25 protein-coding genes and 1 tRNA gene are annotated in these 25218 nt (G+C 62.4%); 18 read left to right on the forward strand and 8 right to left on the reverse strand.

Annotated elements, in window-relative coordinates:
* Nucleotides 1-131 precede the first annotated feature (131 nt).
* The 3 genes from EHO51_RS04930 to EHO51_RS04940 all read left to right on the forward strand — a co-directional run bounded on the left by EHO51_RS04930 (nucleotide 132) and on the right by EHO51_RS04940 (nucleotide 2768).
* Nucleotides 132-1124, forward strand: coding sequence for an outer membrane protein (locus tag EHO51_RS04930; protein ID WP_124737958.1), 993 nt, complete (start codon nucleotides 132-134; stop codon nucleotides 1122-1124).
* A 193-nt stretch (nucleotides 1125-1317) separates the two neighbouring features.
* Nucleotides 1318-2115: an autoinducer binding domain-containing protein gene (locus tag EHO51_RS04935; protein ID WP_245434748.1), complete on the forward strand. Its 798-nt coding sequence runs from the start codon at nucleotides 1318-1320 to the stop codon at nucleotides 2113-2115.
* Nucleotides 2112-2768 (forward strand): acyl-homoserine-lactone synthase, encoded by a 657-nt coding sequence (locus EHO51_RS04940; RefSeq protein ID WP_124737960.1) that lies wholly within the window; start codon nucleotides 2112-2114, stop codon nucleotides 2766-2768. The genes EHO51_RS04935 and EHO51_RS04940 overlap by 4 nt, the downstream gene beginning before the upstream one ends.
* A gap of 417 nt (nucleotides 2769-3185) precedes the next feature.
* Here EHO51_RS04940 and EHO51_RS04945 read toward each other — a convergent pair whose 3' ends face one another.
* On the reverse strand, nucleotides 3186-4652 hold the full coding sequence (locus EHO51_RS04945; RefSeq protein ID WP_124737961.1) for a GlxA family transcriptional regulator: 1467 nt from the start codon (nucleotides 4650-4652) through the stop codon (nucleotides 3186-3188).
* Between the two features lie 172 nt (nucleotides 4653-4824).
* On the opposite strand from EHO51_RS04945, the gene ftsH reads away from it, so the two are divergent.
* From ftsH to EHO51_RS04960, 3 genes are all read left to right on the forward strand, one after another.
* On the forward strand, nucleotides 4825-6741 hold the full coding sequence (ftsH, locus tag EHO51_RS04950) for an ATP-dependent zinc metalloprotease FtsH (protein WP_124740047.1): 1917 nt from the start codon (nucleotides 4825-4827) through the stop codon (nucleotides 6739-6741).
* A gap of 210 nt (nucleotides 6742-6951) precedes the next feature.
* Nucleotides 6952-7722 (forward strand): bacterial ammonia monooxygenase, subunit AmoC, encoded by a 771-nt coding sequence (gene amoC / locus EHO51_RS04955; protein WP_026222791.1) that lies wholly within the window; start codon nucleotides 6952-6954, stop codon nucleotides 7720-7722.
* 368 nt (nucleotides 7723-8090) lie between these two features.
* A complete protein-coding gene (locus tag EHO51_RS04960) occupies nucleotides 8091-8588 on the forward strand; it encodes a DUF1269 domain-containing protein (RefSeq protein ID WP_124737962.1) in 498 nt (165 codons plus the stop codon).
* Between the two features lie 146 nt (nucleotides 8589-8734).
* Here EHO51_RS04960 and EHO51_RS04965 read toward each other — a convergent pair whose 3' ends face one another.
* Nucleotides 8735-9388, reverse strand: coding sequence for a hypothetical protein (locus tag EHO51_RS04965; RefSeq protein WP_124737963.1), 654 nt, complete (start codon nucleotides 9386-9388; stop codon nucleotides 8735-8737).
* Between the two features lie 326 nt (nucleotides 9389-9714).
* On the opposite strand from EHO51_RS04965, the gene EHO51_RS04970 reads away from it, so the two are divergent.
* The 10 genes from EHO51_RS04970 to EHO51_RS05010 all read left to right on the forward strand — a co-directional run bounded on the left by EHO51_RS04970 (nucleotide 9715) and on the right by EHO51_RS05010 (nucleotide 17685).
* Nucleotides 9715-10857: a 4Fe-4S dicluster domain-containing protein gene (locus EHO51_RS04970; RefSeq protein WP_124737964.1), complete on the forward strand. Its 1143-nt coding sequence runs from the start codon at nucleotides 9715-9717 to the stop codon at nucleotides 10855-10857.
* A complete protein-coding gene (locus EHO51_RS04975; RefSeq protein ID WP_124737965.1) occupies nucleotides 10854-11318 on the forward strand; it encodes a cyclic nucleotide-binding domain-containing protein in 465 nt (154 codons plus the stop codon). The genes EHO51_RS04970 and EHO51_RS04975 overlap by 4 nt, the downstream gene beginning before the upstream one ends.
* Nucleotides 11299-12150 (forward strand): FAD/NAD(P)-binding protein, encoded by an 852-nt coding sequence (locus EHO51_RS04980; RefSeq protein WP_124737966.1) that lies wholly within the window; start codon nucleotides 11299-11301, stop codon nucleotides 12148-12150. Before EHO51_RS04975 ends, EHO51_RS04980 begins: the two co-directional genes overlap by 20 nt.
* 1 nt (nucleotide 12151) lies before the next feature.
* A complete protein-coding gene (locus EHO51_RS04985; protein WP_124737967.1) occupies nucleotides 12152-12928 on the forward strand; it encodes an oxidoreductase in 777 nt (258 codons plus the stop codon).
* The gene (locus EHO51_RS04990; RefSeq protein ID WP_124737968.1) at nucleotides 12918-14210 is read left to right on the forward strand and encodes a Ni/Fe hydrogenase subunit alpha; all 1293 of its coding nucleotides are present in this window, start codon (nucleotides 12918-12920) and stop codon (nucleotides 14208-14210) included. The genes EHO51_RS04985 and EHO51_RS04990 overlap by 11 nt, the downstream gene beginning before the upstream one ends.
* Nucleotides 14191-14673, forward strand: coding sequence for a hydrogenase maturation protease (locus tag EHO51_RS04995; protein WP_124737969.1), 483 nt, complete (start codon nucleotides 14191-14193; stop codon nucleotides 14671-14673). The genes EHO51_RS04990 and EHO51_RS04995 overlap by 20 nt, the downstream gene beginning before the upstream one ends.
* A 184-nt stretch (nucleotides 14674-14857) precedes the next feature.
* Entirely contained in the window at nucleotides 14858-15004 is a 147-nt protein-coding gene (locus EHO51_RS20465; RefSeq protein ID WP_164479345.1) for a hypothetical protein, read from the forward strand.
* Nucleotides 15005-15581: 577 nt separating this feature from the next.
* Complete coding sequence (locus tag EHO51_RS05000; protein WP_124737970.1) at nucleotides 15582-15896, forward strand: hypothetical protein; 315 nt, start codon at nucleotides 15582-15584, stop codon at nucleotides 15894-15896.
* A gap of 117 nt (nucleotides 15897-16013) precedes the next feature.
* A complete protein-coding gene (locus tag EHO51_RS05005; RefSeq protein ID WP_245434750.1) occupies nucleotides 16014-16643 on the forward strand; it encodes a M15 family metallopeptidase in 630 nt (209 codons plus the stop codon).
* A gap of 292 nt (nucleotides 16644-16935) precedes the next feature.
* Complete coding sequence (locus EHO51_RS05010; protein WP_124737972.1) at nucleotides 16936-17685, forward strand: outer membrane protein; 750 nt, start codon at nucleotides 16936-16938, stop codon at nucleotides 17683-17685.
* Between the two features lie 127 nt (nucleotides 17686-17812).
* On the opposite strand, the gene EHO51_RS05015 is transcribed toward EHO51_RS05010, so the two are convergent.
* From EHO51_RS05015 to EHO51_RS05040, 6 genes are all read right to left on the reverse strand, one after another.
* The gene (locus EHO51_RS05015; RefSeq protein ID WP_124737973.1) at nucleotides 17813-18688 is read right to left on the reverse strand and encodes a lipase family protein; all 876 of its coding nucleotides are present in this window, start codon (nucleotides 18686-18688) and stop codon (nucleotides 17813-17815) included.
* A 366-nt stretch (nucleotides 18689-19054) separates the two neighbouring features.
* A tRNA-Pro gene (locus tag EHO51_RS05020) sits at nucleotides 19055-19131 on the reverse strand.
* Between the two features lie 74 nt (nucleotides 19132-19205).
* On the reverse strand, nucleotides 19206-19721 hold the full coding sequence (locus EHO51_RS05025) for a dihydrofolate reductase (RefSeq protein ID WP_124737974.1): 516 nt from the start codon (nucleotides 19719-19721) through the stop codon (nucleotides 19206-19208).
* Between the two features lie 6 nt (nucleotides 19722-19727).
* The gene (locus tag EHO51_RS05030) at nucleotides 19728-20531 is read right to left on the reverse strand and encodes a thymidylate synthase (RefSeq protein ID WP_124737975.1); all 804 of its coding nucleotides are present in this window, start codon (nucleotides 20529-20531) and stop codon (nucleotides 19728-19730) included.
* 88 nt (nucleotides 20532-20619) lie between these two features.
* Entirely contained in the window at nucleotides 20620-21042 is a 423-nt protein-coding gene (locus EHO51_RS05035) for a type II toxin-antitoxin system VapC family toxin (RefSeq protein ID WP_124737976.1), read from the reverse strand.
* Nucleotides 21039-21335, reverse strand: coding sequence for a type II toxin-antitoxin system Phd/YefM family antitoxin (locus EHO51_RS05040; RefSeq protein ID WP_109025442.1), 297 nt, complete (start codon nucleotides 21333-21335; stop codon nucleotides 21039-21041). Before EHO51_RS05040 ends, EHO51_RS05035 begins: the two co-directional genes overlap by 4 nt.
* Nucleotides 21336-21476: 141 nt before the next feature.
* On the opposite strand from EHO51_RS05040, the gene EHO51_RS05045 reads away from it, so the two are divergent.
* Both EHO51_RS05045 and hrpB read left to right on the forward strand, forming a co-directional pair.
* Nucleotides 21477-22466, forward strand: coding sequence for a TIM44-like domain-containing protein (locus EHO51_RS05045; protein WP_124737977.1), 990 nt, complete (start codon nucleotides 21477-21479; stop codon nucleotides 22464-22466).
* Nucleotides 22467-22612: 146 nt separating this feature from the next.
* On the forward strand, nucleotides 22613-25201 hold the full coding sequence (hrpB, locus tag EHO51_RS05050; protein ID WP_124737978.1) for an ATP-dependent helicase HrpB: 2589 nt from the start codon (nucleotides 22613-22615) through the stop codon (nucleotides 25199-25201).
* Nucleotides 25202-25218: the final 17 nt, after the last annotated feature.

Here is a 25218-nt window from a genome sequence, read left to right on the forward strand (position 1 = left end):
TCACAAGTTACTTTTTCTTTGACTGTGCATGGCGGGAAGATTTCCCTGAATATGCCTAGCGAGCGATCGCTGAGGTTCCCTAGCGCGGAAGTGGGGATCCATGCTTGGACTTAACGCCATGAGGATTACAAATGAAAAAGACATTTTCCATCGCGACGCTCGCGCTGGCGCTGGCCAGTTCTGCATTCGCGGCCGATCTTCCTAGCTATAAGGCTCCTCCGCCGCCCCTGCTGCCGCCGCCGCCGCTGTGGACCGGCTTCTATGCTGGCTTGAACGCAGGCTATGCTTTTGGCACCAGCAACCAAGTAAATACTGGCGCGTTCCCTGCTCAGGATGCACTCGCCGCTTTGACGGCGCCTCTGTCGCCGATCCTGGTGTCAAACTTTCGCTTTGGAACAACTGCGCTCGCGAACTCGGGCGTCGCGAATGTTAACCAAAACGGCTTCATTGGGGGCGGCCAAGTCGGCTATAATTATCAGTGGGGCCAAAGCATTGTAGTCGGCCTTGAAGCGGACATTCAAGGAGCTGGAATTCGTGGACGCGGGGGATACGTTGGGGCTGGTGCTGACGCGCTTAACTTTGCGAATGTTATTACCGTAAATCGCGTAGCAGTGGGTTCCGGTCAAATCGATGCTGGCATTGATTGGATGGGAACGGTCCGCGGGCGCCTAGGCTGGCTCTTCACTCCGACACTTATGGTTTTTGGAACTGGCGGTCTTGCCTACGGTGGCGTTAATGCCAACGCGACTCATTCGGCCGCTGCTAATGCAAATCTCGCCTTTTTGGGTATTCCGCTTCTTGGTTTCGGAGCGCCCGTGGTGCCAGGTTCTGGCCGCTATTCAGACACGCGAGTAGGTTGGACGGCGGGCGGCGGCTTCGAATGGATGATGGCGCAAAACTGGAGCGTCAAAGCTGAGGCACTCTATTACGATCTCGGTAGCGCAACTTTTGCTTCGAGCCCGGTTATCTATATGTCGCCAATTTCGATTCCGCTGATTGGCTTGGGCGGGCCTTTGGCCATGAATGTTCCTACGACTCGAGTGAAGTACGACGGTGTCATCGCGCGCGTCGGTGTAAATTACCACTTCAACTGGGGCGCTCCCCCGATTGTTGCGAAATACTGATCCAGCCTGAACAATCGATATGAAAGAGCCCGGCCGGATTGGCCGGGCTTTTTTCTTGCGGAAAGGGCTCACGCCCCGTTTCGTCTTACAGGGGGGCTTAAGTCCCCCTTTTGCTATCTTCGCGGCCTGCGCATTGCCTAACCTGAGGCGACGCTGTATCAAATTGATAATTGCTTCCGGCCACGGGCGTCGCGTGTATTGCGAGGATGTTTTCGATCTCATCGATCGGCTCACGCGCGCCGAGAGATTCCCGATTCCCAACAGCTTCCTCAGTGAATTCCTGCGGGCCACAGGCCTCGCGAACGTCGCTTATCTCGCCTTCAACATCCCGACAGGGCTGGCCGATCGACCGCTGCTGTCCGCCGTTCATGCCGCCTCATGGCGAAAATCCTATGCCCAGGCGCGCCGTGTCGATCTCGCGCCCGTCCTGCGCGTTGGGTTCGGCGGGATAATGCCGCTCGATTGGCGCCTGCTGGATCGTGACGATCCGATAGTTTGTAAACTCCTGGGCGAAGCGCTGGAGTTCGACCTCGGCGCCAATGGTTTCTCCGTTCCTCTGCGCGGCCGAAGCGGCGAATATGCGCTGTTTAGCGTCTGCTGCCCTGAAGACGCTTCACCCCTGCTGTCGCCGCGTCAATTCCTGATTCGCCGGCTCATGGTCATGAGCGCGATCTTTCACGCCGGCGTGCGAGGCTCACTTGCCATAGAACGCCACGTCGACATGCCGTTGTCGGATCCGGAGCTGGCTTGCCTGCGCCTTAAGGCGCAAGGGATCAGCGATCAGGAGATCGGGGTCGCGCTTGGCGCTGGTCCAACAGCTGTGCGCTTCTGGCTCGAAACGGCGCGCGCGCGGCTTCACGCCGACTCGGTCGACGACGCCGTCGAGGAGGCGTGCCGGATAGGGCTGATTCGCGTCGGCGTTGAACGGCGTCGTTCTGCGCTCGGGTCCATTCCCGCTGACTTTTCTTCGATCAATCGGCGGGAGCGATGATCGCGCTGCTGCCTGGCGAATCGCGCGCGCTTTTTCCCCGTCTCATGGGTGAGATGTATGACCTGCGCCTCGGCGCTGCTCGCGCGCATGCCGGTCGATCGTCCGCGGCGGTCCATCGCTTGGCGGTCGTCGATTATTTTGATTCGCTTGATCCGCTCTACGTTCTTGCGCTCGACGAAATGGAAGGCGTCGCGGGAGCGCTGAGGATTCTGCCGACTACCGGCGTCACGATGTTGAACCACGGTTTCGCGGGAGCTGCGCCGGATGGTCTGCGCGTCGAAAGCCCGCTGATTTGGGAAGCGAGTCGTTTGACGCTCCGCGCTGCCGGAGATTCTCCCGCGACGGAGGCCGCCATCGATCGCACGATCGGTCAGCTCGGCGTCGCGCTGAATGCGATCGCTGAAGCCGCCGCGCTGACGCATGTAATCGGCGTTTTCGACAGCTCGATGCATCGGCTGCTGTCGCATCGCGGCTGCCCCGGCGAAACATTAGCGCCGCCGATGCGCATCGACGGCGCCGACATATTTGCTGTGCTCTATGAAGTCGGCGCGGCGATGGACGCGCCATTCAGAAGTCTTGCGGGCGACGCCTCGGCGCCGCCGATCAATCTTGCCGATCTGGAACGTTTGCGCCAGACGGGCTGCTGGTCATGAACAAAACAGCCTCTCGCCGGGCTAGCCTCCGAGGGGCAATTAAAAAAATCAGGACGTCGGCGTCTCGCCGCGGGGCGGCGAGCGACGCTTTTGTGGCCGCGAGGGTCAGGCGTTCACGAACGCGGTGATCGCAAGCGTAATGGCGGCGGCCGCGGCAAAAATCGAGAGAATCGCTGAGATCGCATTCATGGCTTTGTCCTGTGGCTCGCTGCCCATTGAGGAAACGAAGACCGCATCTGAGGCAGGCGCGACAAATTAGCGCACCGACTTAGAAATATGCCAAGTAGGAAAAGGTTTTGCGATGCACGTGCCACGCCGCTCAAAAGAGCGCTGCGCCGTTTCGGCTTGCGGCCAGTAATCCGGCTCTAAACAACGGTTAGTCGGCTCGGCTTCAGCGTCTGTGCGCCGCAATGACGATTAATCCGTCAAAGACATAAGCTTCGCTTTAAGGTCGCCGATTTCGAGTTCGGCCTGCACCTGATCGCTAACGTCATATTGCACGCCGAGGAAATACAGCAGGCGGCCGTCGGCGTCGAAGAGCGGCGTGATGTTGAGCTTGTTGTGAAACAGCGCGCCATCCTTGCGATAATTGCGCAGCGTGACTTCGATCTGTTCTCGATTGCGGATCGCTTCGCGCAGCCGCGGTCTTCCTTCTTGGTCGCGGTCGTCGCCCTGAAGAAAGCGGCAGTTGCGTCCGATAATCTCGTCGAGTTCATAGCCGGTGATCCGCATGAACGGTCGATTGGCGTAAATGATCGGCGAATCTTCGAGGTCGGGGTCCGCGAGCGTGACCCCGTTGACGCAGGCGTCGAATATGGTCGTCAGCATTTTCGGAATGATTTCCGCTTCCTTGCGCAGGGCGAAAAGCTGGCCTTTGTTCTGGCTTCTGGCGCGCGCCCACACCCGATAGGCGCTCGGCGCCATGCCGGCGAAACGCCGGAACGCGCGCCGAAAACTCGCCTCGTCGGCGAAGCCGGCGCTGGAGGCCAGCTCCTTGACTGGCTTGGCGCTGGTTTCCAGCAACATGCGCGCAGTCTCGACGCGTATCCGATCGATGAAGGTCTTCGGCGACTCTCCGGAGGCCAGTTTGAGCCTGCGATGCAGCGTTCGCTCGGAGGTTGAAAGCGCCCGTGCGAGCTCCTGAGCGCTCATTGACGAGTTGGACTGCCGAACGATTCGCTCGGCATCGGACAAAAAGGCGCCGGCGCCTTCGTTCAGCCCTGTTGTGTTGTAGACGGTCGGGCCGAGCTGCGCGCCTTTGAAGGGCGCGGCCTCGCCCAGGGTGAACTCCGCCGCGATCCGCGCCGCATCGACCCCGCAAAGCTCACGAATGACATGCAGAGCGACGTCGATCCACGACAAGGGGCCGGCGGCGGTGACCACTCGACGGTCCTCGATCAGCCGCGCGCCCCAGGCGGCGTCGATTCGGGCATACCGCTGCTTCAGCTCCTCATGATGCCGCCAGCTCGTCGTGCAGCGGCGGCCATCGAGGAGACCCGCCTCGCCGAGAAGAAAAACGCCCGTTCCACAGCCAGCGATGAGAGCCCCGCGCACATGGTGGCGCCGTAGCCAGGCGGCCGTCGCACCAAAGCGCGACATGTCCGGCGGCTTTCCGTCCTCGCCGGGCCAGAAACTCGGCACGATGATCGCGTCGCAGGCGGCGATGGCCTCGAACGACGCGGCGACGGGGAAGCTCGCGCCCGCGCGATCGCGGATCGACTCGCCGTCCGCGCTTGCCGCAACGACATAGAAAGGATCTTCAGCGCTTTCAGCGGGCGCGGCGGCGCGAACGACGGCGCGCCGCGCGAGCGTCAAAATATCCGTCAGTCCCGAGAAAGCCGAGCCCAGGCATTCATTTAGGCCGGCGATGACAATCTTTTTCATCCGCTCAACTTTTGGCGAATTATGACGCCTGTTTGGCTATTGCGCCATCCTGACCTAGATTACTTCTAATCTCATCCTGCGCTAGTCGAGGCATCTTCGGCTTCCGGTGGGGGATGCATACATATTGACGACGACGCCCCGGCCCGCCGCGGCTCTCGTCATGGAGGTGAAAATGAAGGCGAATTGGAAGAAATATTTGCCTTGGGTCCTGTTCGTCGCAGTCGGCGCGTTGCTTTTCGGGCTGTTCCAGCATCAGCAGACCCGCACGCCGGCTCGCGAGATCACCTTCAGCGAGCTGCTGGTGCAGATCGACGAAGGCCGCGTCCATGACGTGACGATGTCCGGCAATGAGATTTCCGGCCACTTTAACGACAACCGCTCCTTCACGACCTACGCGCCGAGCGACCCGAGCCTCGTGCAGAAGCTTGAGTCCAAGAAGGTGCAGATCAGCGCCAAGCCCGCGAACGACAGTCCGGGTTGGCTCACGACTCTGCTCGTCAATGGGCTGCCGCTGCTGCTCTTCATCGCCGTGTGGATTTACATGGCGCGGCAGATGCAGGGTGGGGCAGGCGGCCGCGCGATGGGCTTTGGCAAATCGAAAGCGAAGCTGCTGACGGAGACTCAAGGCCGCGTCACCTTCGAGGACGTCGCCGGCGTCGACGAAGCTAAGGAGGATCTGCAGGAGATCGTCGAATTCCTGCGCGATCCGCAGAAGTTCCAGCGGCTCGGCGGGCGCATTCCGCGCGGCGTGCTGCTGGTGGGACCGCCCGGCACCGGCAAGACGCTGCTGGCGCGCGCCATCGCCGGCGAGGCGGGGGTGCCGTTCTTCTCGATTTCGGGCTCTGACTTCGTCGAAATGTTCGTGGGCGTCGGCGCTTCGCGCGTGCGCGACATGTTCGAACAGGCGAAGAAGAACGCGCCCTGCATCATCTTCGTCGACGAGATCGACGCGGTCGGCCGCCATCGCGGCGCCGGCCTTGGCGGCGGCAACGACGAGCGCGAGCAGACGCTGAATCAGCTGCTCGTCGAGATGGACGGCTTCGAGGCGAATGAGGGCATCATCCTGATCGCCGCGACCAACCGTCCGGACGTGCTCGATCCGGCGCTGATGCGTCCGGGCCGTTTCGACCGGCAGATCCAGGTCCCGAACCCGGATTTCATCGGCCGCGAGAAGATCCTCAAGGTTCACGCCCGCAAGGTGCCTTTGGCGCCGGACGTGGATTTGAAGATCGTCGCGCGCGGCACGCCGGGCTTCTCGGGCGCCGATCTGATGAATCTTGTCAACGAGGCGGCGCTGCTCGCGGCGCGGCGCTCGAAGCGGATCGTCACGAAACAGGAGTTCGAGGACGCGCGCGACAAGATCATGATGGGCGCCGAGCGTCGCACGCTGGTGATGACGGACGAGGAGAAGAAACTCACCGCCTATCACGAAGGCGGCCATGCGCTGGTGCAGCTCTCTGTTCCTGGCGCGATGCCGATCCACAAGGCCACGATCATTCCGCGCGGCAGAGCGCTCGGCATGGTGCAGGGCCTTCCCGAGCGCGATCAGATCTCGCAAACTTACGAGCAGCTGACCGCGATGCTCGCCATCGCCATGGGCGGCCGCGTCGCCGAGGAAATGATCTTTGGCCACGACAAGGTGACGTCGGGAGCGGCCTCGGACATCCAGCAATGCACCCGTGTGGCGCGTGCGATGGTCACTCAGCTCGGCTTCTCGGACAAGCTCGGCACCGTCGCCTACGCCAATCCCGAGCAAGAGCAGTTCCTCGGATATTCCCTCGGGCGTCAGCAGACGATTTCCGAGGCGACGCAGCAGACGATCGACGCTGAGGTGCGCCGATTGGTGCAGGAGGCCTATGACGAGGCGATGCGCATCCTGTCGGAAAAGCGCAGCCAACTCGACACGATCGCCAATGCGCTTCTCGAATTTGAGACGCTGTCCGGCGACGAGATGAAGGGCCTGCTTGCCGGCAAGCGGCCGGTGCGCGAAGAGACGACGCCAACGCCGCCGCCGCGCGGCTCGGCGGTGCCGACGACTGGCCAGAAGCCAGAGCCCGACGTCGGCGGCCTGGAGCCGCAGCCGGTCTAAACTGTGGCGATTGAAAAGAAAGGCCCGGCGTCTGCGCCGGGCTTTTTTTTTGCATCGCGAGAGGACCGGAAGCGCGTTTTCGAGGTCCTTCGCGTGGCGGGTTCTGCGCCGTATTTGGCGACAAAGTCACTGTTTCAATGCGCCATAACAAGCAAAATGCGTCAGCCTCGAAGAGCGTCTCTTCGAGACAAATTTTATGGAGGAGTCATAATGAGCTCAACGACTGACACAGCAGCCCGCGCTGCTGCTGGCACGGAAGCTGTAGTAGACCTGAAGGGCATGTGGATCGGCCTGGCCGTTCTGAACGGGTTCTATCTGGTCGTCCGGATTTACGAGCAGGTTTTTGGCTGGCGCGCCGGCCTTGATTCGTTCGCTCCGGAGTTTCAGACATATTGGATGTCGATCCTTTGGACCGAGATTCCGCTTGAGCTGATCTCCGGCATTGGCCTTGCGGGCTTTCTTTGGAAGACGCGCACGCGCGACTTCTCGAACCTGGCGCCGCGCGAAGAGATGCGCCGCCTGGTTGTCGAAGTGCAATGGCTGGTTGTTTACGCCGCGGCCATTTACTGGGGCGCGTCGTTCTTCACCGAGCAGGACGGCACCTGGCACATGACGGTGATTCGCGACACGGACTTCACGCCGTCGCACATCATCGAGTTCTACATGAGCTACCCGATCTACTCGGTGATCGCGGTCGGCGGCTTCTTCTATGCGAAGACGCGTCTTCCGTATTTCTCCAAGGGCTATTCGGTGGCCTATCTGATCGTGGCGATTGGCCCGTTCATGATCATCCCGAACGTCGGCCTGAATGAGTGGGGCCACACGTTCTGGTTCATGGAAGAACTGTTCGTTGCGCCGCTGCATTGGGGCTTCGTGTTCTTCGGCTGGATGGCGCTCGGCGTGTTCGGCGTCGTGCTTCAGCTGCTGATGAACATTCAGCGCCTGATCGGCAAGGAAGGCGTCGCCCTCCTGACCGAGTAATCCGAGACTTCGCCGCCCGCTTCAAGGCGGGCGGCGACACAAAAACCGGGAGAAACTCCTATGGTGATCGTCATGCTGCTGCTGGCCGCGGCGCTTTCGCCGCTCTGCTTCCTGTATGCCGCGCCGCGTCGTGTCCCGCAGCGCGCCCGCTGCGAGATCGCGCCATCGCGCCGTCACGAAAATTGTTGATTTGATGGAAGGCTGGCCCGCCAGCGTCGCTGTGAACGCGATGACGGCGGCGTCCGCCGACCCTCATTAGATCTCTTCACTCAGCTTCAGCCGCTCCTTCGCGCATTGTCTTGCTTTTTTCACTGAACTAGATCGTCAATGGCGGCGCGCGAGATCCGCGCGCGGAACAGGAGAGGCCAATGAATGATCTTCTCGTGATTGCGTTTCCGTCGGAAGAAAAGGCCGAAGAAGTTCGGCAGAAGCTCTTCACCATGCAGAAGGAATATCTGATCGAACTCGGCGACGCGGTCGTCGCCGTAAAGAATGCCGATGGCGCGATAAAGCTCAATCAGCTTTTCAACACAACGGCCCTTGGCGGAGTTTCCGGCGCTTTTTGGGGCGCTCTGATCGGATTGATCTTTATGATGCCGCTCGCAGGCGCCGCGATCGGCGCCGGCGCCGGCGCCGTCTCGGGCGCGCTGACCGACTTCGGCATTGACGATAAATTCATGAAGGACGTGGCGGCCGCGGTTCCGCCCGGCGGCGCCGCGCTGTTCCTGCTCGTGCGCAAGATGACGACCGACAAGGTTCTCGAAGGACTGAAAGGAGTCGGCGGCGTGGTGCTGCGGACGTCGTTCGATAAGTCCAAAGACGACGCCATCCGTGCCGCGCTGGCGGCGCAGCCGACCTCGGCCTGATCGCAGTGCGCGCCGAGTAGCTCTTCGGCGCGCGCCTCTTAAGAGCGCTTCCGATCACATGGAATCATGTGATCGGAAAGCGCTCTAAATCAAAATGTTGGAGCAGGTTCTCATCGAAAAAGTCTGCCAACTTTTTCGGAACCTGCTTAGACGGTCTCCGCCGCCTCGCGAGCTTTTCGGCGATGGGAGTGCAGCGTGATGTAGATGCTGGCGGCGATGAAGGATATGCCGAGTAGGGAAACGATAATGAACAGCGACGAACGCTGAATGATCGCCACCGCGGGGACAAACATCCCCAGAATGAAGCCGACGACGCAGATTTGCCATGCGGCCGCGTGAACGCCCGCGACGAAGGTCGCCACAGCCAGCAGCACCATCAGATTGAGCCCGGCCGCGTTGACGTCGATCAGTTTTCGCAGCGGCGGCGAATAGATCAGCCACATGCCGAAGAGAAACGCCGCCCAGTGCAGTATTTGCGTCCAAACCAGCCGCGTGCGCTCATGCGTCGTTTCGGTATGCCGCCAGCCGATATAAATGCAGATCGCGCAATAGACCGGCGTCAGGAACTCCCAGTAGTAGGCGACCGGCTGTCCCGTGAAGGTGACGATGCCGATGCCGAGCACGGCCGTTGACAGCATCACGATGTAGGGCAGGTCGATCTTGATGACGTCGAGGAAGAGAACGCCGGCGGACTGGGTTCTGATCTCTTCAATGCCGTGCTCGATCGACGTCGCCCAGCTCTCGTGCTGCGGCGAGGTATCGGGCAAGTTGGGTTCGGCCGGATCGGGGCTATTGGACATGAAAAATCCTCGCAGTTCGGCGCGAGCGACACAGCGGCGGCAAGTTCGCCTTGTCCCACGCGCCTGTTGGCCGAATTAGAAGCTCAAGATAGTTCGTGCGCGGGAACCGAGCAACTGGGCGCGGAGTGCGGGCGCCGCTCGTCTCGCCTGCTGGTAAACTTGGGCTCTAGGATCGCGTGGCCGGGTAAGACGATCGCGCGCGACGCCGGACGTCAGCCTAATGTCATCCTCGCGTCACAAGGACGCCGGCAAAGGCTAGACTTGACGAAACATCCGACGTCGTTCGATTTGATATCTGCGGGCAGGAAGCCGGGTTAGGAGCGCTCATGGCCAAAGCTGACGAAGCGGCGGCGATCATCACGGCGGACGGCCTGCAAGCCTTGCTGCTGGCGATCCGGGCGCGCGGCTACCGCGCCATCGGCCCCACCGTGCAAAATCAGGCGATTGTTTACGACGATATCGAATCCGTCGAGGACCTGCCCCGCGGGTGGACGGACGAGCAGGACGGCGGCCGTTACAGATTGGCCAGACGCGATGACGATGCGCTCTTTGGATATTCCGTCGGGCCGCAGTCGTGGAAAAAATTTCTGCACGCGCCGAAGCTGCGGCTTTGGACGGCCGAACGCGATGGCGAGAACGCAAGCGTCACGCCCGAACCCCCGCCATCCGATCGTCTCGCCTTCATCGGCGTGCGGGCGTGTGAAATTCGCGCGATTGAAATCCAAGACAGGGTTCTCGTCGGCGATCTCTATGTCGATCCGCACTACAAAGCGCTGCGCGAGCGCGCGCTGATCGTGGCCGTCAATTGCGGCCAGGCGGGAGGCACCTGCTTCTGCGTTTCGATGCAGGCGGGTCCGCGCGTCAATCAGGGGTTCGACATCGCACTGACCGAGCTTCTCGATGGGACCGAGCACATCTTTCTCCTCGAGACCGGCAGCGACGAGGGGCGCGCACTCCTGGCGCAGGTCCCGCATCGGCCCGCGTCAAGTCGCGAGGTCGAAGCCGGTGAAGCTGTCATCGAACACACCGCATCCTCGATGGGCCGCGAAATGCGTTCGGACGACCTCAACGAACTGCTGATGAGCAATCTCGAGCATCCGCGCTGGGACGAGGTGGCGACCCGCTGCCTGAGCTGCGCCAACTGCACCTTGGTCTGTCCGACCTGCTTCTGCACGTCGGTGGAAGACGCCTCCGATCTTTCCGGCCAGCACGCCGAGCGCTGGCGTCGCTGGGATTCCTGCTTCACGATGGATTTTTCCTATATTCATGGCGGCAGCGTGCGCGCCACCGCGAAATCGCGCTACCGCCAATGGATGACCCACAAGCTTGCGACCTGGATCGATCAGTTCGGCTCGTCGGGCTGCGTGGGGTGCGGGCGCTGCATCACCTGGTGTCCGGTGGGCATCGACATTACCGAAGAGGTGCGCGCCATCCGCGGCTGTGACACGTCCGCTGGGGACTGGCCATGAAGGACATTGCCGATCTGCTTCGTCATCATCCCTTCGCCGAGGGGCTCGACGAAGAAACATTGGCGCTTATCGCCGGATGCGCCAAGAACGTCATCCTGCAGCCGGGAGAGTATTTTCTCCGTGAAGCCGCCCCAGCCGATTCCTTCTATCTCGTGCGACATGGCGCTGTGGCGCTGGAGACTTTCGTGCCAGGTCGGGGGCCTTTCACCTTTCTCACCGTCAAGAGCGGAGAAATTCTTGGCGCCGAATGGCTTATTCCGCCGTATCGTTCGTCCTTCGATGCGCGCGCCGTCGAACTGACGCGCGCCATTTCCTTTGATGGAAAGTGTCTGCGCGGCAAATGCGAAGCGGATCCGCGCGTCGGCTATGAAATGATGAAGCGCTTCATTCCGCCGCTCGTCAAACGCTTGCAGTCGGCGCGCATGCAGGCGCTCGGGATGTATGATGCCGCAAACGCTTAAAGCCTGCGCGCCGCCGCCCTATCCGATGGCGCCGAGCATGACGCGGGTGACGCGATTCATTCGCGAGTCGGCGGAGGTGTTCACCTTCGATCTCGCGCCTGAGCGCGCGACGCCGTTTACGCCGGGGCAGTTCAACATGCTCTACGCATTCGGCGTCGGCGAAATACCGATCAGCATCAGCGGGGATTCGCAGGCGCCAGAGCGGCTTACCCATACGATCCGCGCCGTCGGGCCGGTGAGCGCGGCGCTCGGCGGATTGAAGGCTGGCGACCAAGTGGGCTTGCGCGGTCCTTTCGGCGTCGGCTGGCCGGTCGAGGAGGCCAAGGGCTTCGACGTCCTGCTGATTGGCGGCGGCATCGGCCTCGCGCCGCTTCGGCCGGCGATTTATTGGCTGCTGCGTCATCGCGCCGCTTACGGCCGAGTGGGCGTGCTTTATGGCGCGCGCACGCCGGACGACCTTATCTTTGTCAGCGAACTCGAAGAATGGCGGAAGACGCCTGACTTCCAGCTGCGCGTCGCGGTGGAGCGCGCTGCACCAGATTGGACCGGGGACGTCGGCTATGTGACGCCATTGCTGTCCAAGCTCCGCTACGATCCGGCGGACACGGTCGCCATGATCTGCGGACCGGAAGTGATGATCCGCGCGACCGCGCTGGCGCTCGAAGACGCGGGCATTGCGGATTCGCGCATCTTCGTCTCGATGGAGCGCAATATGAAATGCGCCATCGGCCATTGCGGCCACTGCCAGTTCGGTCCGCTGTTCATCTGCAAGGACGGGCCGGTCCACCGCTACGATCGCGTACGCGATCTTCTCGCCTATCGGGAGCTGTGACGTGGCGCGCATTCGACCAAGACTCGCTGTCTGGAAATTCGCCTCATGCGACGGCTGCCAGCTCAGCCTCCTCGATTGCGAGGACGAATTGCTGGAGATCGCCGGCGAGGTCGAGATCGCGCAGTTTCTCGAGGCGACGAGCGCGTCGGTCGAAGGTCCATATGATCTTTCTCTCGTCGAAGGTTCGGTGACGACGGCGCATGATGCGGCGCGCATCCAGGAGGTCCGTAAACAGTCGCGGTTCTTAATTACGATTGGCGCCTGCGCCACCGCAGGCGGCATTCAGGCGCTGCGCAACTTCGCCGACGTGCGCGAATATGCCGCGATCGTCTATGCGCGGCCGGACTATATCGAGACCCTGGCGACATCGACCGCGATCTCCGATCACGTGAAGGTTGACTTCGAACTGCGCGGCTGTCCGATCAGCACGCGGCAGCTCGTTGAAACGATTTCTGCCTTCCTCGCCGGGCGCAAGCCGCAAACGCCGCCGCATAGCGTCTGCGTCGAATGCAAGATCGCCGGCAATCTCTGCGTCATGGTCGGTCACGGCACGCCGTGTCTGGGACCCGTCACCCATGCGGGCTGCGGCGCGCTCTGTCCCTCCTACAATCGCGGTTGCTATGGCTGCTATGGCCCGATGGAGACGCCCAATACGCCGTCACTGTCGGTATGGCTGAGCAGACTCGGCATGGATGAAGATGCGCTGCGGCGCGTCTATAGAACCTTCAACGCCAACGCCGACGCCTTCCGCGAGGAAAGCGAACGTCATGATCGTTAAGACGATCAAGGTCGATCAGCTCGCCCGTGTCGAGGGCGAGGGCGCGCTCAAGGTCGTCGCGCGCGACGGCGTCGTGCAATCAGCGGAACTCAATATTTTCGAACCGCCGCGATTCTTCGAAGCCTTCCTGCGCGACCGCATGTATAGCGAGGCGCCGGATATTACGGCGCGCATCTGCGGCATTTGTCCGGTCGCCTATCAGATGAGCGCGATTCACGCGATGGAGAACGCGCTCGGCGTCGTTGTCGATGGACCGCTGCGCGACCTGCGACGGCTGCTCTATTGCGGCGAGTGGATCGAGAGCCACACGCTGCACATCTATATGCTGCACGCGCCGGATTTCCTCGGCTATGCGGGCGCAATCGAAATGGCGCGCGACCACGCCGATATCGTGCGTCGGGGCCTCGATCTCAAAAAGGCCGGCAATGCGATTATCGCGCTTCTCGGCGGCCGCGAGATTCATCCGATCAATGTCCGCGTCGGCGGCTTTTATCGTGCGCCGCGCCGGCGCGAACTTCAGCCGCTCGCCGAAGAGTTAAAGCGCGCGCGGGACGGAGCGCTCGCGACCGTGCGCTGGACGGCCGGTTTTGATTTTCCTGACGTCGAGCGCGACTATGAATTCGTCGCCTTGCGCGGCGACGGCGAATATCCCTTGAACCAGGGCCGCATCGTCTCAAGCCGCGGGCTCGACATCGCCGCCGCGGAATATGACGAACATTTCGAAGAGAGCCACGTCGAACATTCGACCGCGCTGCACGCGCACATCAAGGCGCGTGGGGCTTATCTCACGGGGCCCCTGGCGCGCTATGCCCTGAACGCCGCGTCTCTCTCGCCGATCGCGCGCGAAGCCGCGCGTGAAGCGGGACTTGGATCGGTCTGCGCCAATCCCTTCCGCAGCATCATCGTTCGCGCCGTGGAAGTTCTTTACGCCTGCGACGAGGCGCTACGGATCATCGACCAATATGAAGAGCCTGACCGCCCGGCCGTCGATCTCGAACCGCGCGCGGGGGTTGGCTTTGCGGCGACAGAGGCGCCGCGCGGCATGCTGTATCACCGCTATCAGCTTCATGCCGATGGAAAGATCGCCGACGCGCGCATCGTCCCCCCGACGTCGCAGAACCAGCCGAGCATCGAAGAGGATCTGAAGATTTTCGCGACCGCGTGGCTCAATCTGCCGGACGACGCTTTGCGTCACCGCTGCGAGCAGACCATTCGCAATCACGACCCCTGCATTTCCTGCGCGACGCATTTTTTGCGGCTCGATGTCGACCGGGGTCGATAGCGCGCGCGAAGGACCGCGCATCATTGTGCTCTGTATCGGCAATCCCCAGCGCGGCGACGATGCGGCAGGCCGCGCGGTCGCGCGTGCGCTGAGAGCGTCGCCGGCCGACGTCGAAATCATCGAGGAGGAGGGCGAGGCGACGCGCGTCTTGGCGCGGCTCGAGGGCGCGGACGCCGCCTACATTGTCGACGCCTGCGTTTCCGGGGCGACGCCCGGCGAGATCCGCCGCTTTGACGTCGGCACAGGCCCGCTTCCGCGAGCGGCTTTTGGCGCATCGACGCATGGCTTCGGCCTCGCCGAAGCTCTGGAGCTCGCCCGCGCGCTGGGCGCACTGCCCTCGCGCTGCGTCGTCTATGCGATCGAAGGCGGAACCTTCGACATCGGCGCGTCGATGTCGCCGACGGTCGCGGCGGCGGTCGATATCGTCGCCGGCCGATTGCGGGCGGATATACTCGGCGAATAACCGAAGCGGGGCGACGCGCCGCACAAATTCGCCCCACGCCCGAAACAACCGGCAACATTGCGGCAACCCAGCCGAAACGCTGGCATGCTTAGAGTGTGCGCTCACATATCTCAGAATTCGCGCTTAGCGCCGCCGAATGCCTCCCCGCACAGCAGCGCCGCGCAGACCAAGTATGGAGAGCCGAATGCAGCGTCTCGTTTCCGCGTCGAAAGTCATCGTCAACGTCTCGACGGTTCGGATGCTCGTCCAACTGCCGATGCATGTCGTTCGACGCATTGCCGCTTCGCCGGAGGCGTTTATCAACGCCATAGAGCGTTTTGCAAAACATTAAGCTTTGCGTTTGCCTCGGCCGCGCAAGCCTAGGATTGAACAATAAGCTGCGTCGGATACGCTTGACTATGTAAGCGTTCGCCGGCGGGTTGAATGACCTTGCGCCTGACCCAGTTGAACTGGCTAACAGCCAAACAATCTGGAGGAAAAAATGCGCAAGCTCGTGCTATTGATAATCGGGGCGTCTTTCGCTTTCGCGCCGATGGCTCAAGCGCAGCGATCGTACCCTAGCGATGGCAACGTCCAGTCCTATGGCGGGCTGTGGCGCTATCAGAAGAGGGATTGGAGCACGCCCTGGCGGCCTCTTAACCCCGGCGTGTGCTGGCAGTGGAGCGATTCCGTCGGCAACTGGCTATGGGTGTGCTGAGAAGCACGCCAGTTCGATGAGACGCAAGAAACGCCCCGCTGCCACTCCGCAGTCGGGGCGTTTCTATTGGATGCTTACGACCCGAGAGCGGCGGAGACAGAGCGCGCAGTCATCTCATCGCGCCTTGTGCCTAGGTGGGGCCGCATGTCGGCCATATTGGCGTTCGCAATTCAAGGTAGAGGAACAACACCTCCATCTATGAAGGCTAGGCATGGGCTTTCCACGGGCGCCATCATCTGTCGGGCCGCCGACCGGAAAAAAAGAGATCGTCCTCTTTTCGGCGAATGCAATTACTGCTCGAACTGACCGCCCGCTCGGCAAGTTGGTTTGCATGGCCAGAGCAAACGGAATTTTTGCCGTCTCGGAAATCTGCAAGGGACTCGCGATACTCACAATCGGCGACCTAGTGATCGCGGATGGAGTCGGCGAATTCGTGTGCATTGCGGCGCTGACGATCGAGGCGCTGCCTTTCTTACGTTGGCGTGCATCGGAATATGCCAATTCAACCGTGTTGCCGTCTCGATGATCGAAGGCCGTTGAGAGCGCTCCGAGAAGATTGCGTGGGTGAAGCGCTGGCGGAACGAAGATGCGGATTGGCGCGCAAATGATTTTGACGATGCGCTGCTCACGAGTCGGAGCGGTTGTGCTTCTGTTTTTGCTTCTCGCTGGCGCAGTCGCACATGCGCGCGGCGCCGAGGTGACGGCTGAACCCATACCTGACGCAGTATGGGCTTACATGCAGGGAAGGTCGTGGCGCGCGGAGCTTCGATGTCCGGGGCGCGACGAACTTGTTCTGTTGAGGGTTCCTTACCGGGATTTCGACGGCAACGCGCAGACCGGCTCTTTGATTGTCGCAAGAAGCGTCGCAAAAGCAGTCGCAGCCGCCTTTGAGGAAATCTACGACAGCGGGAGATTTCGAATCTATCGAATGTCCCTGATCGATGAATTTGGAGGGGATGACGCGCGATCGATGGCGGCGAATAATACGAGCGCCTTCAATTGCCGAACGACCGATCGTGGCGCGATGTCGCGACACGCCTATGGCGTGGCCGTGGACATCAATCCCGTTCAAAACCCCTACCGGGAAGGAAACCTCACCGAGCCTGAAGCCGGGCGCGCCTATGACGAGCCCTTCAAGCGCAGGAGAGATATCGTCGGGATCATCGTCGACGGCGACGTCGTGACCAGGGCCTTCGCGCGACAAGGCTGGCGCTGGGGCGGACATTGGAAGAGAAGCGTCGACTATCAGCACTTTTCCAATGACGGACACTGAGGGCGGTAGTCGTGGCGGGGCAGGTTGGACCAAGGTCGATCTGGTCCAACCTCGAAACGTGGGCGCGCATCCTCTGCGGCCCTAAGGCTCCGAAAAGCTTGAGAGATTTTTTTGATGGAAACCCGCTTCATGGTTGTGGCGCCGCTGCCACAGTCGGGTGGAAAGCGTGCCCGGAGGGCCGAATAGCTTCTAAATTGCTTTGACTGTGCAGGGCTGGTCGCTTTTTTTACCTGGAAGCCGCCTCTGGTTTGGGGATTCGGCCAAGCCGTTTTAAGCTTTAGGAGAAGCTATAATGAAGAAGGCAACTTTTGCCGCTTTTGCCCTCGCGCTGACGGCTGGTTCGGCCATGGCCGCGGACCTTCCGTCCTACAAGGCGCCGCCGCCGCCGCCCCCGCCGCCGATCATGACCTGGACGGGCTTTTACGCCGGTCTCAACTTCGGCGTCGGCTTTTACGCCCAAAATTCATCCAACGCTTGGGGGTGGGGCGTCAACAATCACGGCGGTAGCCGGGCGGGCGTCGTCGGCGGCGCTCAAATTGGCTACAATTATCAGCTCACGCCGATGTTCGTCGTCGGCGTCGAGACCGATTTCCAAGGCACCAGCATCGGCTCTGGCGCCGGCGGCAACAGCTTCGCCTGGCTCTTTGGTCTCCCTCCGGTAACCACCGCGAGCCTGAATTGGTTCGGCACGGTGCGTGGCCGCGTCGGCGTCAACCTGCTGAGCCCGCAGCTGCTGGTCTACGGCACAGGCGGCTTCGCTTATGGCGAGGTGAAACGCAACGGCTGGTTGAACCAGAACAGCACGGTGCAGACGGGCTGGACCGCCGGCGGCGGGGCCGAATATATGTTCGTTGCGCTGCCGAACTGGTCGGTCAAGGCCGAGTATCTCTATACGCAGCTCAGCGGCAATAACAACAACGGCTTCAATTTTGGCCTCAACTTGAACAACGTCAACAACCGCACCCGCTTCCACACGATCCGCTTTGGCGTGAACTACCACTTCAATTTCGGCTCTTCGGCGCCGGTGTTGGCGAAATACTGATCGATCATTCAACGACGGATCCAGGAAAGCCCTGCCCTCGCGGCTGGGCTTTCTCTTTCTCACCGCATAGATTCAATACGCGGGCCGTGACCCAGTCAGACGCCGCCGGTCATCCGGTATTGTCGGTTTAGTCGTGGGCTTGACTGAGCGTCGGGGCGCAGGCGTCAAAGTCTTTATTGCAGGGCGCACCCGGATTGTAGATTGCATAGGCGTAGCTGCAACACGGGTTGTGTGTTTTCTTCTCAGCGCCATAGTCCGCGTTGAAGGGGACCTCGACGCCGACGTGTTGATAGTCGCCGCTACCTTTTGGCGGAAGATTCGGTACGGTGTCGGCCGTGTTCACAAGACGGAATGTTTGAACCTTTAAGTTTTCATAGTAATCGTGGAAGGGTTTTAGCCCAACCATTGGACTTGCCGAATTATAGTGTCGGGCGGCAATATTGTGGGAAGCCGCCAATGGCACAGCAAGCGTGGCAAGCGCCGAGCCGAGACTGTGGCCGGTGATGGTAAGAGGTTTAGGGCCGATTGTTTTGAGCTGGGCGTCCAGCGCCTCCACAAGTCCAGTGTAAACTGCGTACCAACCTCTTGCGACGAGAATGCCGGGAGGGGGATTGGGCGTCGGCGCGCTATACGCGACCGGTTTGAATTCAATATCGACTTCGAAGTCCTCAAGGCTTTTGCTTCCCCGGAAAACGAGATAAAGACTGCCGTCGGTCTTGGATTTAACCAGGCATCCGAAAGGTTCAGTAACTGTCTTTTTAAACTCTAAAGTGAACGTGCTCCAAATCAGCTGACCAAAGGCGTAGTCTTCTACTTTGAAATCTTTGGTGATCGGGCAAGCGTTAGCCGGCTGCCAATCAAAGTCTCGCGGCGAGCCGGCATTGAGCCATTGTTCATACATGTTACTGAGCACGTTCACAAGGAACGTGCAAACCTTGAAGGTTTGCTGAGAAGAATCTCCAAAGGATAGCGGTTGAGATGTTTTGCATGTCGTAGGGGTCATAATACCCTCCAGAAGAATAGATGACGACGATAATATTCGTGATGACAAGCTGCTGCAGGCCGGCGCCAGTGGCGTTCAATGATCGCGTAAGGGAGGGCCTGAACTTCTCGCAGTTGGTCGGGCTTTACCGGGAAATACCGGCTTCATCCGCTGACGCTCTCGGCGCTTTATTGCCGAGCGAGCTATGGGCGCGCACGCCATTATAGCCCTATGCAAGCCTCGCATTCTTGGCGCGCTTCGTCGAGGCTGAAAGAATCAGGTCGCGTTCAGACGCTCCGCCCGGAGCTTTTGCTGGGATGCGCGCTGAATACCGCGCCTTCCATTGGTCTCCGGAGCGTCAACGCATCTTAGCTTTTTTGAGAACATTGGTCGGAGTGAGAGGATTCGAACCTCCGACCCCCTCGTCCCGAACGAGGTGCGCTACCAGGCTGCGCTACACTCCGACAGAAATGGCCGAAGCCGCTTCGGGCCGGTTTATAGCCATAGCAGGATTGCGCCGCAACTGGTTTCGGGCGCTCTAGGGACGGACCCGCTCAAGCGTGACAAAAGCGAAGTCCGCTTCGTCCTTCGGGCCGCGGGGCGGCGCTTCGCGCGCGATCTCGCGCCAGTCTTTGGGGTCGAGCGCCGGGAAATGCGCGTCGCCCGCAATATCGAGCGCCACTTCCGTGAGTTCGATGACGTCGGTGAGGTCGAGAAAGGCGCGATAGATCTCCTCGCCGCCCGCGATGATGATCTCGTCGACGCCAAGCAGCGCGGCCAGCCGACGCGCCGTCGCCAAAGCCTCCTGGGGATCCGCCGCGACATGCGCGCCTTCGGCTCTGAAATGGGGATCGCGGGTGAGCACGACGCTTTCTCGCCCCGGCAGCGGCCGTCCGATCGATTCGAAGGTGCGCCGTCCCATGATCATCGGCTTGCCCCAGGTGCGCGCCTTGTAGCGCTTGAGGTCGCTCGAGAGCCGCCAGGGAAGGCCGTTGGCGACGCCGATCACGCCATTGCGTCCGCGCGCGACGACGGCGACGATTTTGGGCTCCATCGCCGCCTACACCGCGATCGGCGCGGCGATCGCCGGCCAGGGGTCATAATTCTCGACGCTCAAATCTTCGTATCTGAAGTCGAAGAGCGAGCGCACCGACGGATTGAGCTTCAGGCGCGGCAGGGGCTTTGGCTCGCGTGAGAGCTGAAGCCGCGCCTGCTCGACATGATTGAGATAGAGATGCACGTCGCCGAAACTGTGCACAAAATCGCCCGGAACACAGCCCGTGACCTGCGCGACCATATGCGTCAGCAGCGCATAGCTCGCGATGTTGAAAGGCACGCCGAGGAAGACGTCGGCCGAACGCTGGTAGAGCTGGCAGGAGAGGCGCTTCACGCCGTCAATTTCCGCGACATGAAACTGAAACAGGCAGTGGCAGGGCGGCAGCGCCATCTCGTCGACCTGTGCGGGGTTCCATGCCGAGACGATCAGCCGGCGCGAGAAGGGATTGCGCTTGATCTCTTCGACGACATGGGCGAGCTGGTCGATATCCCTGTCGCCGTCGGGCCAGCGCCGCCATTGCATGCCGTAGATCGGACCGAGGTCGCCATTTTCATCGGCCCATTCGTTCCAGATCCTGATGCCATTGTCGCGCAGATATTTGACGTTGGTGTCGCCCTGCAGGAACCACAGCAATTCGTGAATCACCGATTTGAGATGCACGCGCTTGGTCGTCACCAGCGGGAAGCCTTGCGACAGGTCGAAACGCATCTGATGGCCGAAAAGCGATAGCGTGCCGACGCCGGTGCGATCGTCCTTGCGCACGCCTTCGCGCAGGATTTTATCCAAAAGGTCGAGATACTGACGCATGTCGCCGGTTCAATCTCTTTCCGCCAAAGGTTGCGACGCCTCACTCCATACGCCCTGCGCCCCATTCCAACCAAAGAGTGCGCGGCGTTCATTGCCACGGATTGATAACCGGCGCGCGCGCTTTCTCGAAATCGCCAGTATCTCGCGTCACGACCGTGAAGCCGTGGAGAAGCGCTGTGGCGGCGATGATGAGATCAGGCTGGGAGAAAGTATATCGCGTCTTGCGCCCTTCTTCGACGAGCAGGCGCCACTTCAACATGACATCCTCGCTAACCGGCAGCGTCCTTTGTGTAAACAGCGGTCGCACTTTGAGCGTGAGCCAGTCGTGCAATTCGGCCCGTCTCGAAGGGTCGGCGACAAGCTCAATTCCAAAGCGGATTTCCGCAAAAGTGACCACGCTGACATAGAGCCGATCGAGCGGCTGCGCAGCTACGAATGCGACGACCTTTGCATTGGGCCTCGGACGACGCAGTTCCGAAAGCACATTGGTGTCGAGCAGCCATCCGCTCACAATTCGATCTCGCGCACGGGCATCGCTTCCCGTTTGGGCTCAATGTCGATGTCGCGCGCGGGCGACGCCTGCATCGCGGCGATCAACGCGTCCCCCGTACGCTCTCCCTCGAGCCGACGAAATTCCTCCGCCGACACGACGACCACGGCGTCGCGTCCGTGCACAGTCACATGCTGAGGCCCTTCGCTGCGGACGCGCCGCACCAGTTCGCTGAAGCGTGCCTTGGCGTCTTGAAGGACCCACCGACCCGGTGAAGTCGGCTCCTTGTGGGTCGATTTCGAAAATCTAGTCATGCTGACTAGTATAGCGTGATGGCATGGCTGCGCAAGATGCAGGCTACGATCTTGCGGCCAAGCCTTTGCGCGCACCCCCCGGCGTTCCTATATATGCGCGGTTAGGGGAGACTGTTTCCCCGCAATTTCGAGGATACAAACATGTCGCGTTTCTTCGCGCTTAAGCGTGGATCGCTGATTTTTCTTGCGCTTGCGACGCTGCTGGCGCTTGCGCCCGCCCTCGCCGAGGCGCGGATGGGCGGCGGCGGCAGCTTTGGCAGCCGCGGCTCGCGCAGCTGGTCGGCCCCGCCGTCGACCCGCACCATGCCGGGCCAGGCCTCGCCCTTCGAGCGCAGCGTCGCGCCGCGTCCCGCGCCGGGGATGGCCGGGCCGATGTCGCAGCCCGGCGGCGCCTTTGGCGGCGCTTTCGGTCGCGGCATGCTCGGCGGTCTCGCCGGCGGCCTGCTGGGCGCCGGGCTCTTCGGCCTGCTGACGGGCCATGGCCTCTTCGGCGGCATGATGGGCTTCGCCTCGGTCATCGGCCTGCTGTTGCAGATCGCGCTGATCGTCTTCCTGGCCCGCATGGCTTTCAATTGGTGGACGCGTCGCAATGCCAACGCCATGGCGGGGGCGGGTCACCGTCCGAGCCCTGGTTTCACGTCGCCCTTTACGGCGCGCGCGCCCTTTGGCGCGGCGGGCTTCGGCTCCGGCGCTTCTCCGGAAGCGGCGATGGCGACGCCGATCAAGATTGCGGCGGAGGACTTCAACGCCTTCGAACGCCTGCTCGGCGAAACGCAGGGCGCCTATAGCCGCGAGGATCTTGGCGCACTGCGCGGCATGTCGACGCCGGAAATGGCCTCCTATTTCGACGACGAATTGGAGGAGAACCGCCGCAAGGGCGTCATCAACCGCGTTTCTGACGTGAAATTGCTGCAGGGCGATCTGTCGGAGGCGTGGCGCGAAGGCGTCGACGAATACGCCACCGTCGCCATGCGCTTCGCGCTCAATGACGTCATCGAGGATCGCGCCACCGGCAAGCCCGCGCCCGGTTCGCCGGGGCCGACGGAGACGTCCGAGGCCTGGACCTTCCGCCGACCGGCGGGCGCCGGACCGCAGGAGTGGAAGCTCTCGGCGATCCAGCAGGCGGCGTAAGTTCAGCATTGGCTGTAATCTTTTGCCCCTCCCGCAAGGGAGGGGCTTTTTTATTGCCGGTCCGCGCGACGCAGCGTCTTGACCCTTTGACCGACGTCCGCAATGCGTCGGGCTGTAGAATTTGGACCTTTTGAAGCGCGCCTCCGATGCTGCATGATCGTTCTGCGCTGCCGATCGACGATGTGCTGCCGGCGATCCGCGCGGCGCTTGAGGCGTCGTGCAACCTTGTCGTCGTCGCCCCGCCCGGCGCCGGTAAAACCACGCGCGCGCCGCTCGCGCTGCTCGACGCCGACTGGGCCAAGGGCGGCAAGCTCATTCTATTGGAGCCGCGACGTCTCGCCGCCCGCGCGGCGGCGAGCCGCATGGCGGCGACGCTCGGCGAGACCGTTGGCGAAACGATCGGCCTGCGGATGCGCCTTGAATCGAAAATCTCGGGGCGAACGCGCATCGAGGTCGTCACCGAAGGCGTGTTTGCGCGGATGATTCTCGACGATGGGGGGCTCGAGGGCGTGGCCGGCGTGCTGTTCGACGAATATCACGAACGCTCGCTCGACGCGGATCTCGGCCTCGCGCTGGCGCTCGACGCCCAGGCAGGACTGCGGGAGGATCTGCGGCTCATCACCATGTCGGCGACGCTCGACGGCGCCCGCGTCGCCGCGCTGATGGGCGCCCAGACGATCGAGAGCCAGGGGCGCGCATTTGCCGTCGAGACGCGCTATCTCGGCCGCGACGCCAATGCGCGCATCGAAGAGTCGATGACGCGCGCGATTCTTCTGGCGCTGCGCGAAGAGCGGGGTTCGATTCTCGCGTTTCTGCCAGGGCAGGGGGAGATCGCGCGCGTCGCCTCACGCCTCGCCGAGTCGCGCCTGCCGGACGACATCGACGTCGCGCCGCTCTATGGCGCGCTCGATCGCGGCGAGCAGGACCTGGCCATCGCGCCGGCGCGGCCCGGCCGTCGCAAGATCGTGCTCGCCACGTCGATCGCGGAAACCTCGCTGACGATCGAAGGCGTGCGCATCGTCGTCGACAGCGGGCTGGCGCGCGTGCAGCGCTTCGAACCGGATCTCGGATTGTCGCGGCTCGAGACGGTGCGCGCTTCGCGCGCCAGCGTCGATCAGCGCCGCGGCCGCGCCGGCCGCACCGAGCCCGGCGTCTGCTATCGCCTGTGGGACGAGCCGCAGACGGCGGCGCTCCCGGCCTTCGCCGCGCCCGAAATTCTCGACGCCGATCTCTCCGGCCTTGCCCTTGATCTCGCGGCCTGGGGGGTGAGCGATCCGGGGCGACTCAAATGGCTCGATCCGCCGCCGGCGCCCGCCTGGAAGGAGGCGGTCGCGCTTGATCGCGAACTCGGGGCGCTCGACGACGACGGTCGGCTTACCGACATGGGCCGCGCCATGCGGGCGCTGCCGCTTGCGCCCAGATTGGCGCGAATGGTGGTCGAGGCGGCGGGTCAGGGCGAGGCGAAGCGCGCCGCCGAACTCGCCATGCTGCTCTCGGAGCGGGGGATCGGCGGCGCCGACGCCGACCTTTCGCATCGGCTCGAGCGCCTGCGCGGCGAGAAGTCGAAGCGCGCGGGCGACGCGCTGCGCCTCGCGGCGCAATGGGCGCGGCAGGCGATGGCGGCGGCAGGCGTTTTGCCCCCTCCCCAACCCTCCCCCGCTAACGCGGGAGAGGGAGTGGACTCGGCGCTTCATCAAGAGAGAGCGAATCGCCGATCGTTCGCGTCCCCTCTCCCGCGAAGCGGGGGAGGGCTGGGGAGGGGGCTGTTATCCGACGGCGCGCTGATCGCGCTCGCTTTTCCCGACCGCATCGCCAAATCGCGCGGCGCGCGCGGCGAGTTCCTGATGGCGAACGGCCGCGCCGCGATGTTGCAGTTCGAAGATCCTCTGTCACGCGCGCCATTCCTCGCCGTCGCCGAACTCACCGGCCGGGCGGCGCAGGCGCGCATCCTTGCGGCTTGTGCGCTCACCGCCGAGGAGGTTGAGACGATTGCGGGCAATCGTATCGAGACGCGCGACGAAACCGTCTTCGACGCGGCGAGCGCAAGCTTGCGGCGGCGCGCCTTCCGGCGTCTGGGGGCGATACGACTCTCCGAGCGCAATCTGGCGGTCGAGCCGTCTGACCAGAATGCGCGGATCCTTGCGCGCGGCGTGGCCGCGGTTGGCGTCGCGCGGCTGCCGTGGACGAAGACGCAAATGCAGCGGCGCGACCGGGTCGCCTTTCTGCGCCGCGCCGAGGGCGACGAGTGGCCGGACCTCTCCGACGCCGCTCTGGCGGCAAGCGCCGAAGAGTGGCTTGCGCCGTTCATTGAGGGGCGCACGTCGCTCGCGGATATTGCGACCGACGACCTCGAGGCCGCGCTCGCTCAGCTTCTCCCCTATGAGTTGTCGCGCAGGCTCGATGCGGAAGCGCCCTCGCATTTCGAGACGCCGGCCGGATCGCGCCATGCGCTCGACTACTCCACCGAGAACGGACCGATCCTCGCGGTCCGGGTGCAGGAGCTTTACGGCCTTTCGAGTCACCCGACGCTTGCGCGCGGACGCGCGCCCTTAACCCTCGAACTGCTTTCGCCGGCGCATCGGCCGATACAGACGACCCGAGATTTGCCGAGCTTTTGGAAAGGCTCCTGGAGCGAGGTGAAGAAGGAGATGAGAGGGCGCTATCCGCGCCATCTCTGGCCGGATGATCCGGCGGCCGCGCAGCCGACGACGCGCGCCAAGCCGCGGGGCTCGTGAGCCCTGCGGCTTGGTGG

The sequence above is a fragment of the Methylocystis rosea genome, from assembly GCF_003855495.1.
Classification (GTDB): Bacteria; Pseudomonadota; Alphaproteobacteria; order Rhizobiales; family Beijerinckiaceae; genus Methylocystis; species Methylocystis rosea_A.

Bases quoted from the DNA above. Each gene is read 5' to 3' on its own strand.
- EHO51_RS05030 (WP_124737975.1), bottom strand. From the start codon at position 20,531: ATGCGTCAGTATCTCGACCTTTTGGATAAAATCCTGCGCGAAGGCGTG.
- EHO51_RS04940 (WP_124737960.1), top strand. From the start codon at position 2,112: ATGATCGCGCTGCTGCCTGGCGAATCGCGCGCGCTTTTTCCCCGTCTC.
- EHO51_RS04960 (WP_124737962.1), top strand. From the start codon at position 8,091: ATGAATGATCTTCTCGTGATTGCGTTTCCGTCGGAAGAAAAGGCCGAA.
- EHO51_RS05040 (WP_109025442.1), bottom strand. From the start codon at position 21,335: ATGACTAGATTTTCGAAATCGACCCACAAGGAGCCGACTTCACCGGGT.
- hrpB (WP_124737978.1), top strand. From the start codon at position 22,613: ATGCTGCATGATCGTTCTGCGCTGCCGATCGACGATGTGCTGCCGGCG.
- EHO51_RS05000 (WP_124737970.1), top strand. From the start codon at position 15,582: ATGGGCTTTCCACGGGCGCCATCATCTGTCGGGCCGCCGACCGGAAAA.
- EHO51_RS05015 (WP_124737973.1), bottom strand. From the start codon at position 18,688: ATGACCCCTACGACATGCAAAACATCTCAACCGCTATCCTTTGGAGAT.
- EHO51_RS04995 (WP_124737969.1), top strand. From the start codon at position 14,191: ATGTCGACCGGGGTCGATAGCGCGCGCGAAGGACCGCGCATCATTGTG.
- EHO51_RS04945 (WP_124737961.1), bottom strand. From the start codon at position 4,652: ATGAAAAAGATTGTCATCGCCGGCCTAAATGAATGCCTGGGCTCGGCT.
- amoC (WP_026222791.1), top strand. From the start codon at position 6,952: ATGAGCTCAACGACTGACACAGCAGCCCGCGCTGCTGCTGGCACGGAA.
- EHO51_RS04980 (WP_124737966.1), top strand. From the start codon at position 11,299: ATGATGCCGCAAACGCTTAAAGCCTGCGCGCCGCCGCCCTATCCGATG.
- EHO51_RS04970 (WP_124737964.1), top strand. From the start codon at position 9,715: ATGGCCAAAGCTGACGAAGCGGCGGCGATCATCACGGCGGACGGCCTG.
- ftsH (WP_124740047.1), top strand. From the start codon at position 4,825: ATGAAGGCGAATTGGAAGAAATATTTGCCTTGGGTCCTGTTCGTCGCA.
- EHO51_RS04990 (WP_124737968.1), top strand. From the start codon at position 12,918: ATGATCGTTAAGACGATCAAGGTCGATCAGCTCGCCCGTGTCGAGGGC.
- EHO51_RS05010 (WP_124737972.1), top strand. From the start codon at position 16,936: ATGAAGAAGGCAACTTTTGCCGCTTTTGCCCTCGCGCTGACGGCTGGT.
- EHO51_RS04965 (WP_124737963.1), bottom strand. From the start codon at position 9,388: ATGTCCAATAGCCCCGATCCGGCCGAACCCAACTTGCCCGATACCTCG.
- EHO51_RS05025 (WP_124737974.1), bottom strand. From the start codon at position 19,721: ATGGAGCCCAAAATCGTCGCCGTCGTCGCGCGCGGACGCAATGGCGTG.
- EHO51_RS04930 (WP_124737958.1), top strand. From the start codon at position 132: ATGAAAAAGACATTTTCCATCGCGACGCTCGCGCTGGCGCTGGCCAGT.
- EHO51_RS04975 (WP_124737965.1), top strand. From the start codon at position 10,854: ATGAAGGACATTGCCGATCTGCTTCGTCATCATCCCTTCGCCGAGGGG.
- EHO51_RS20465 (WP_164479345.1), top strand. From the start codon at position 14,858: ATGCAGCGTCTCGTTTCCGCGTCGAAAGTCATCGTCAACGTCTCGACG.
- EHO51_RS05045 (WP_124737977.1), top strand. From the start codon at position 21,477: ATGTCGCGTTTCTTCGCGCTTAAGCGTGGATCGCTGATTTTTCTTGCG.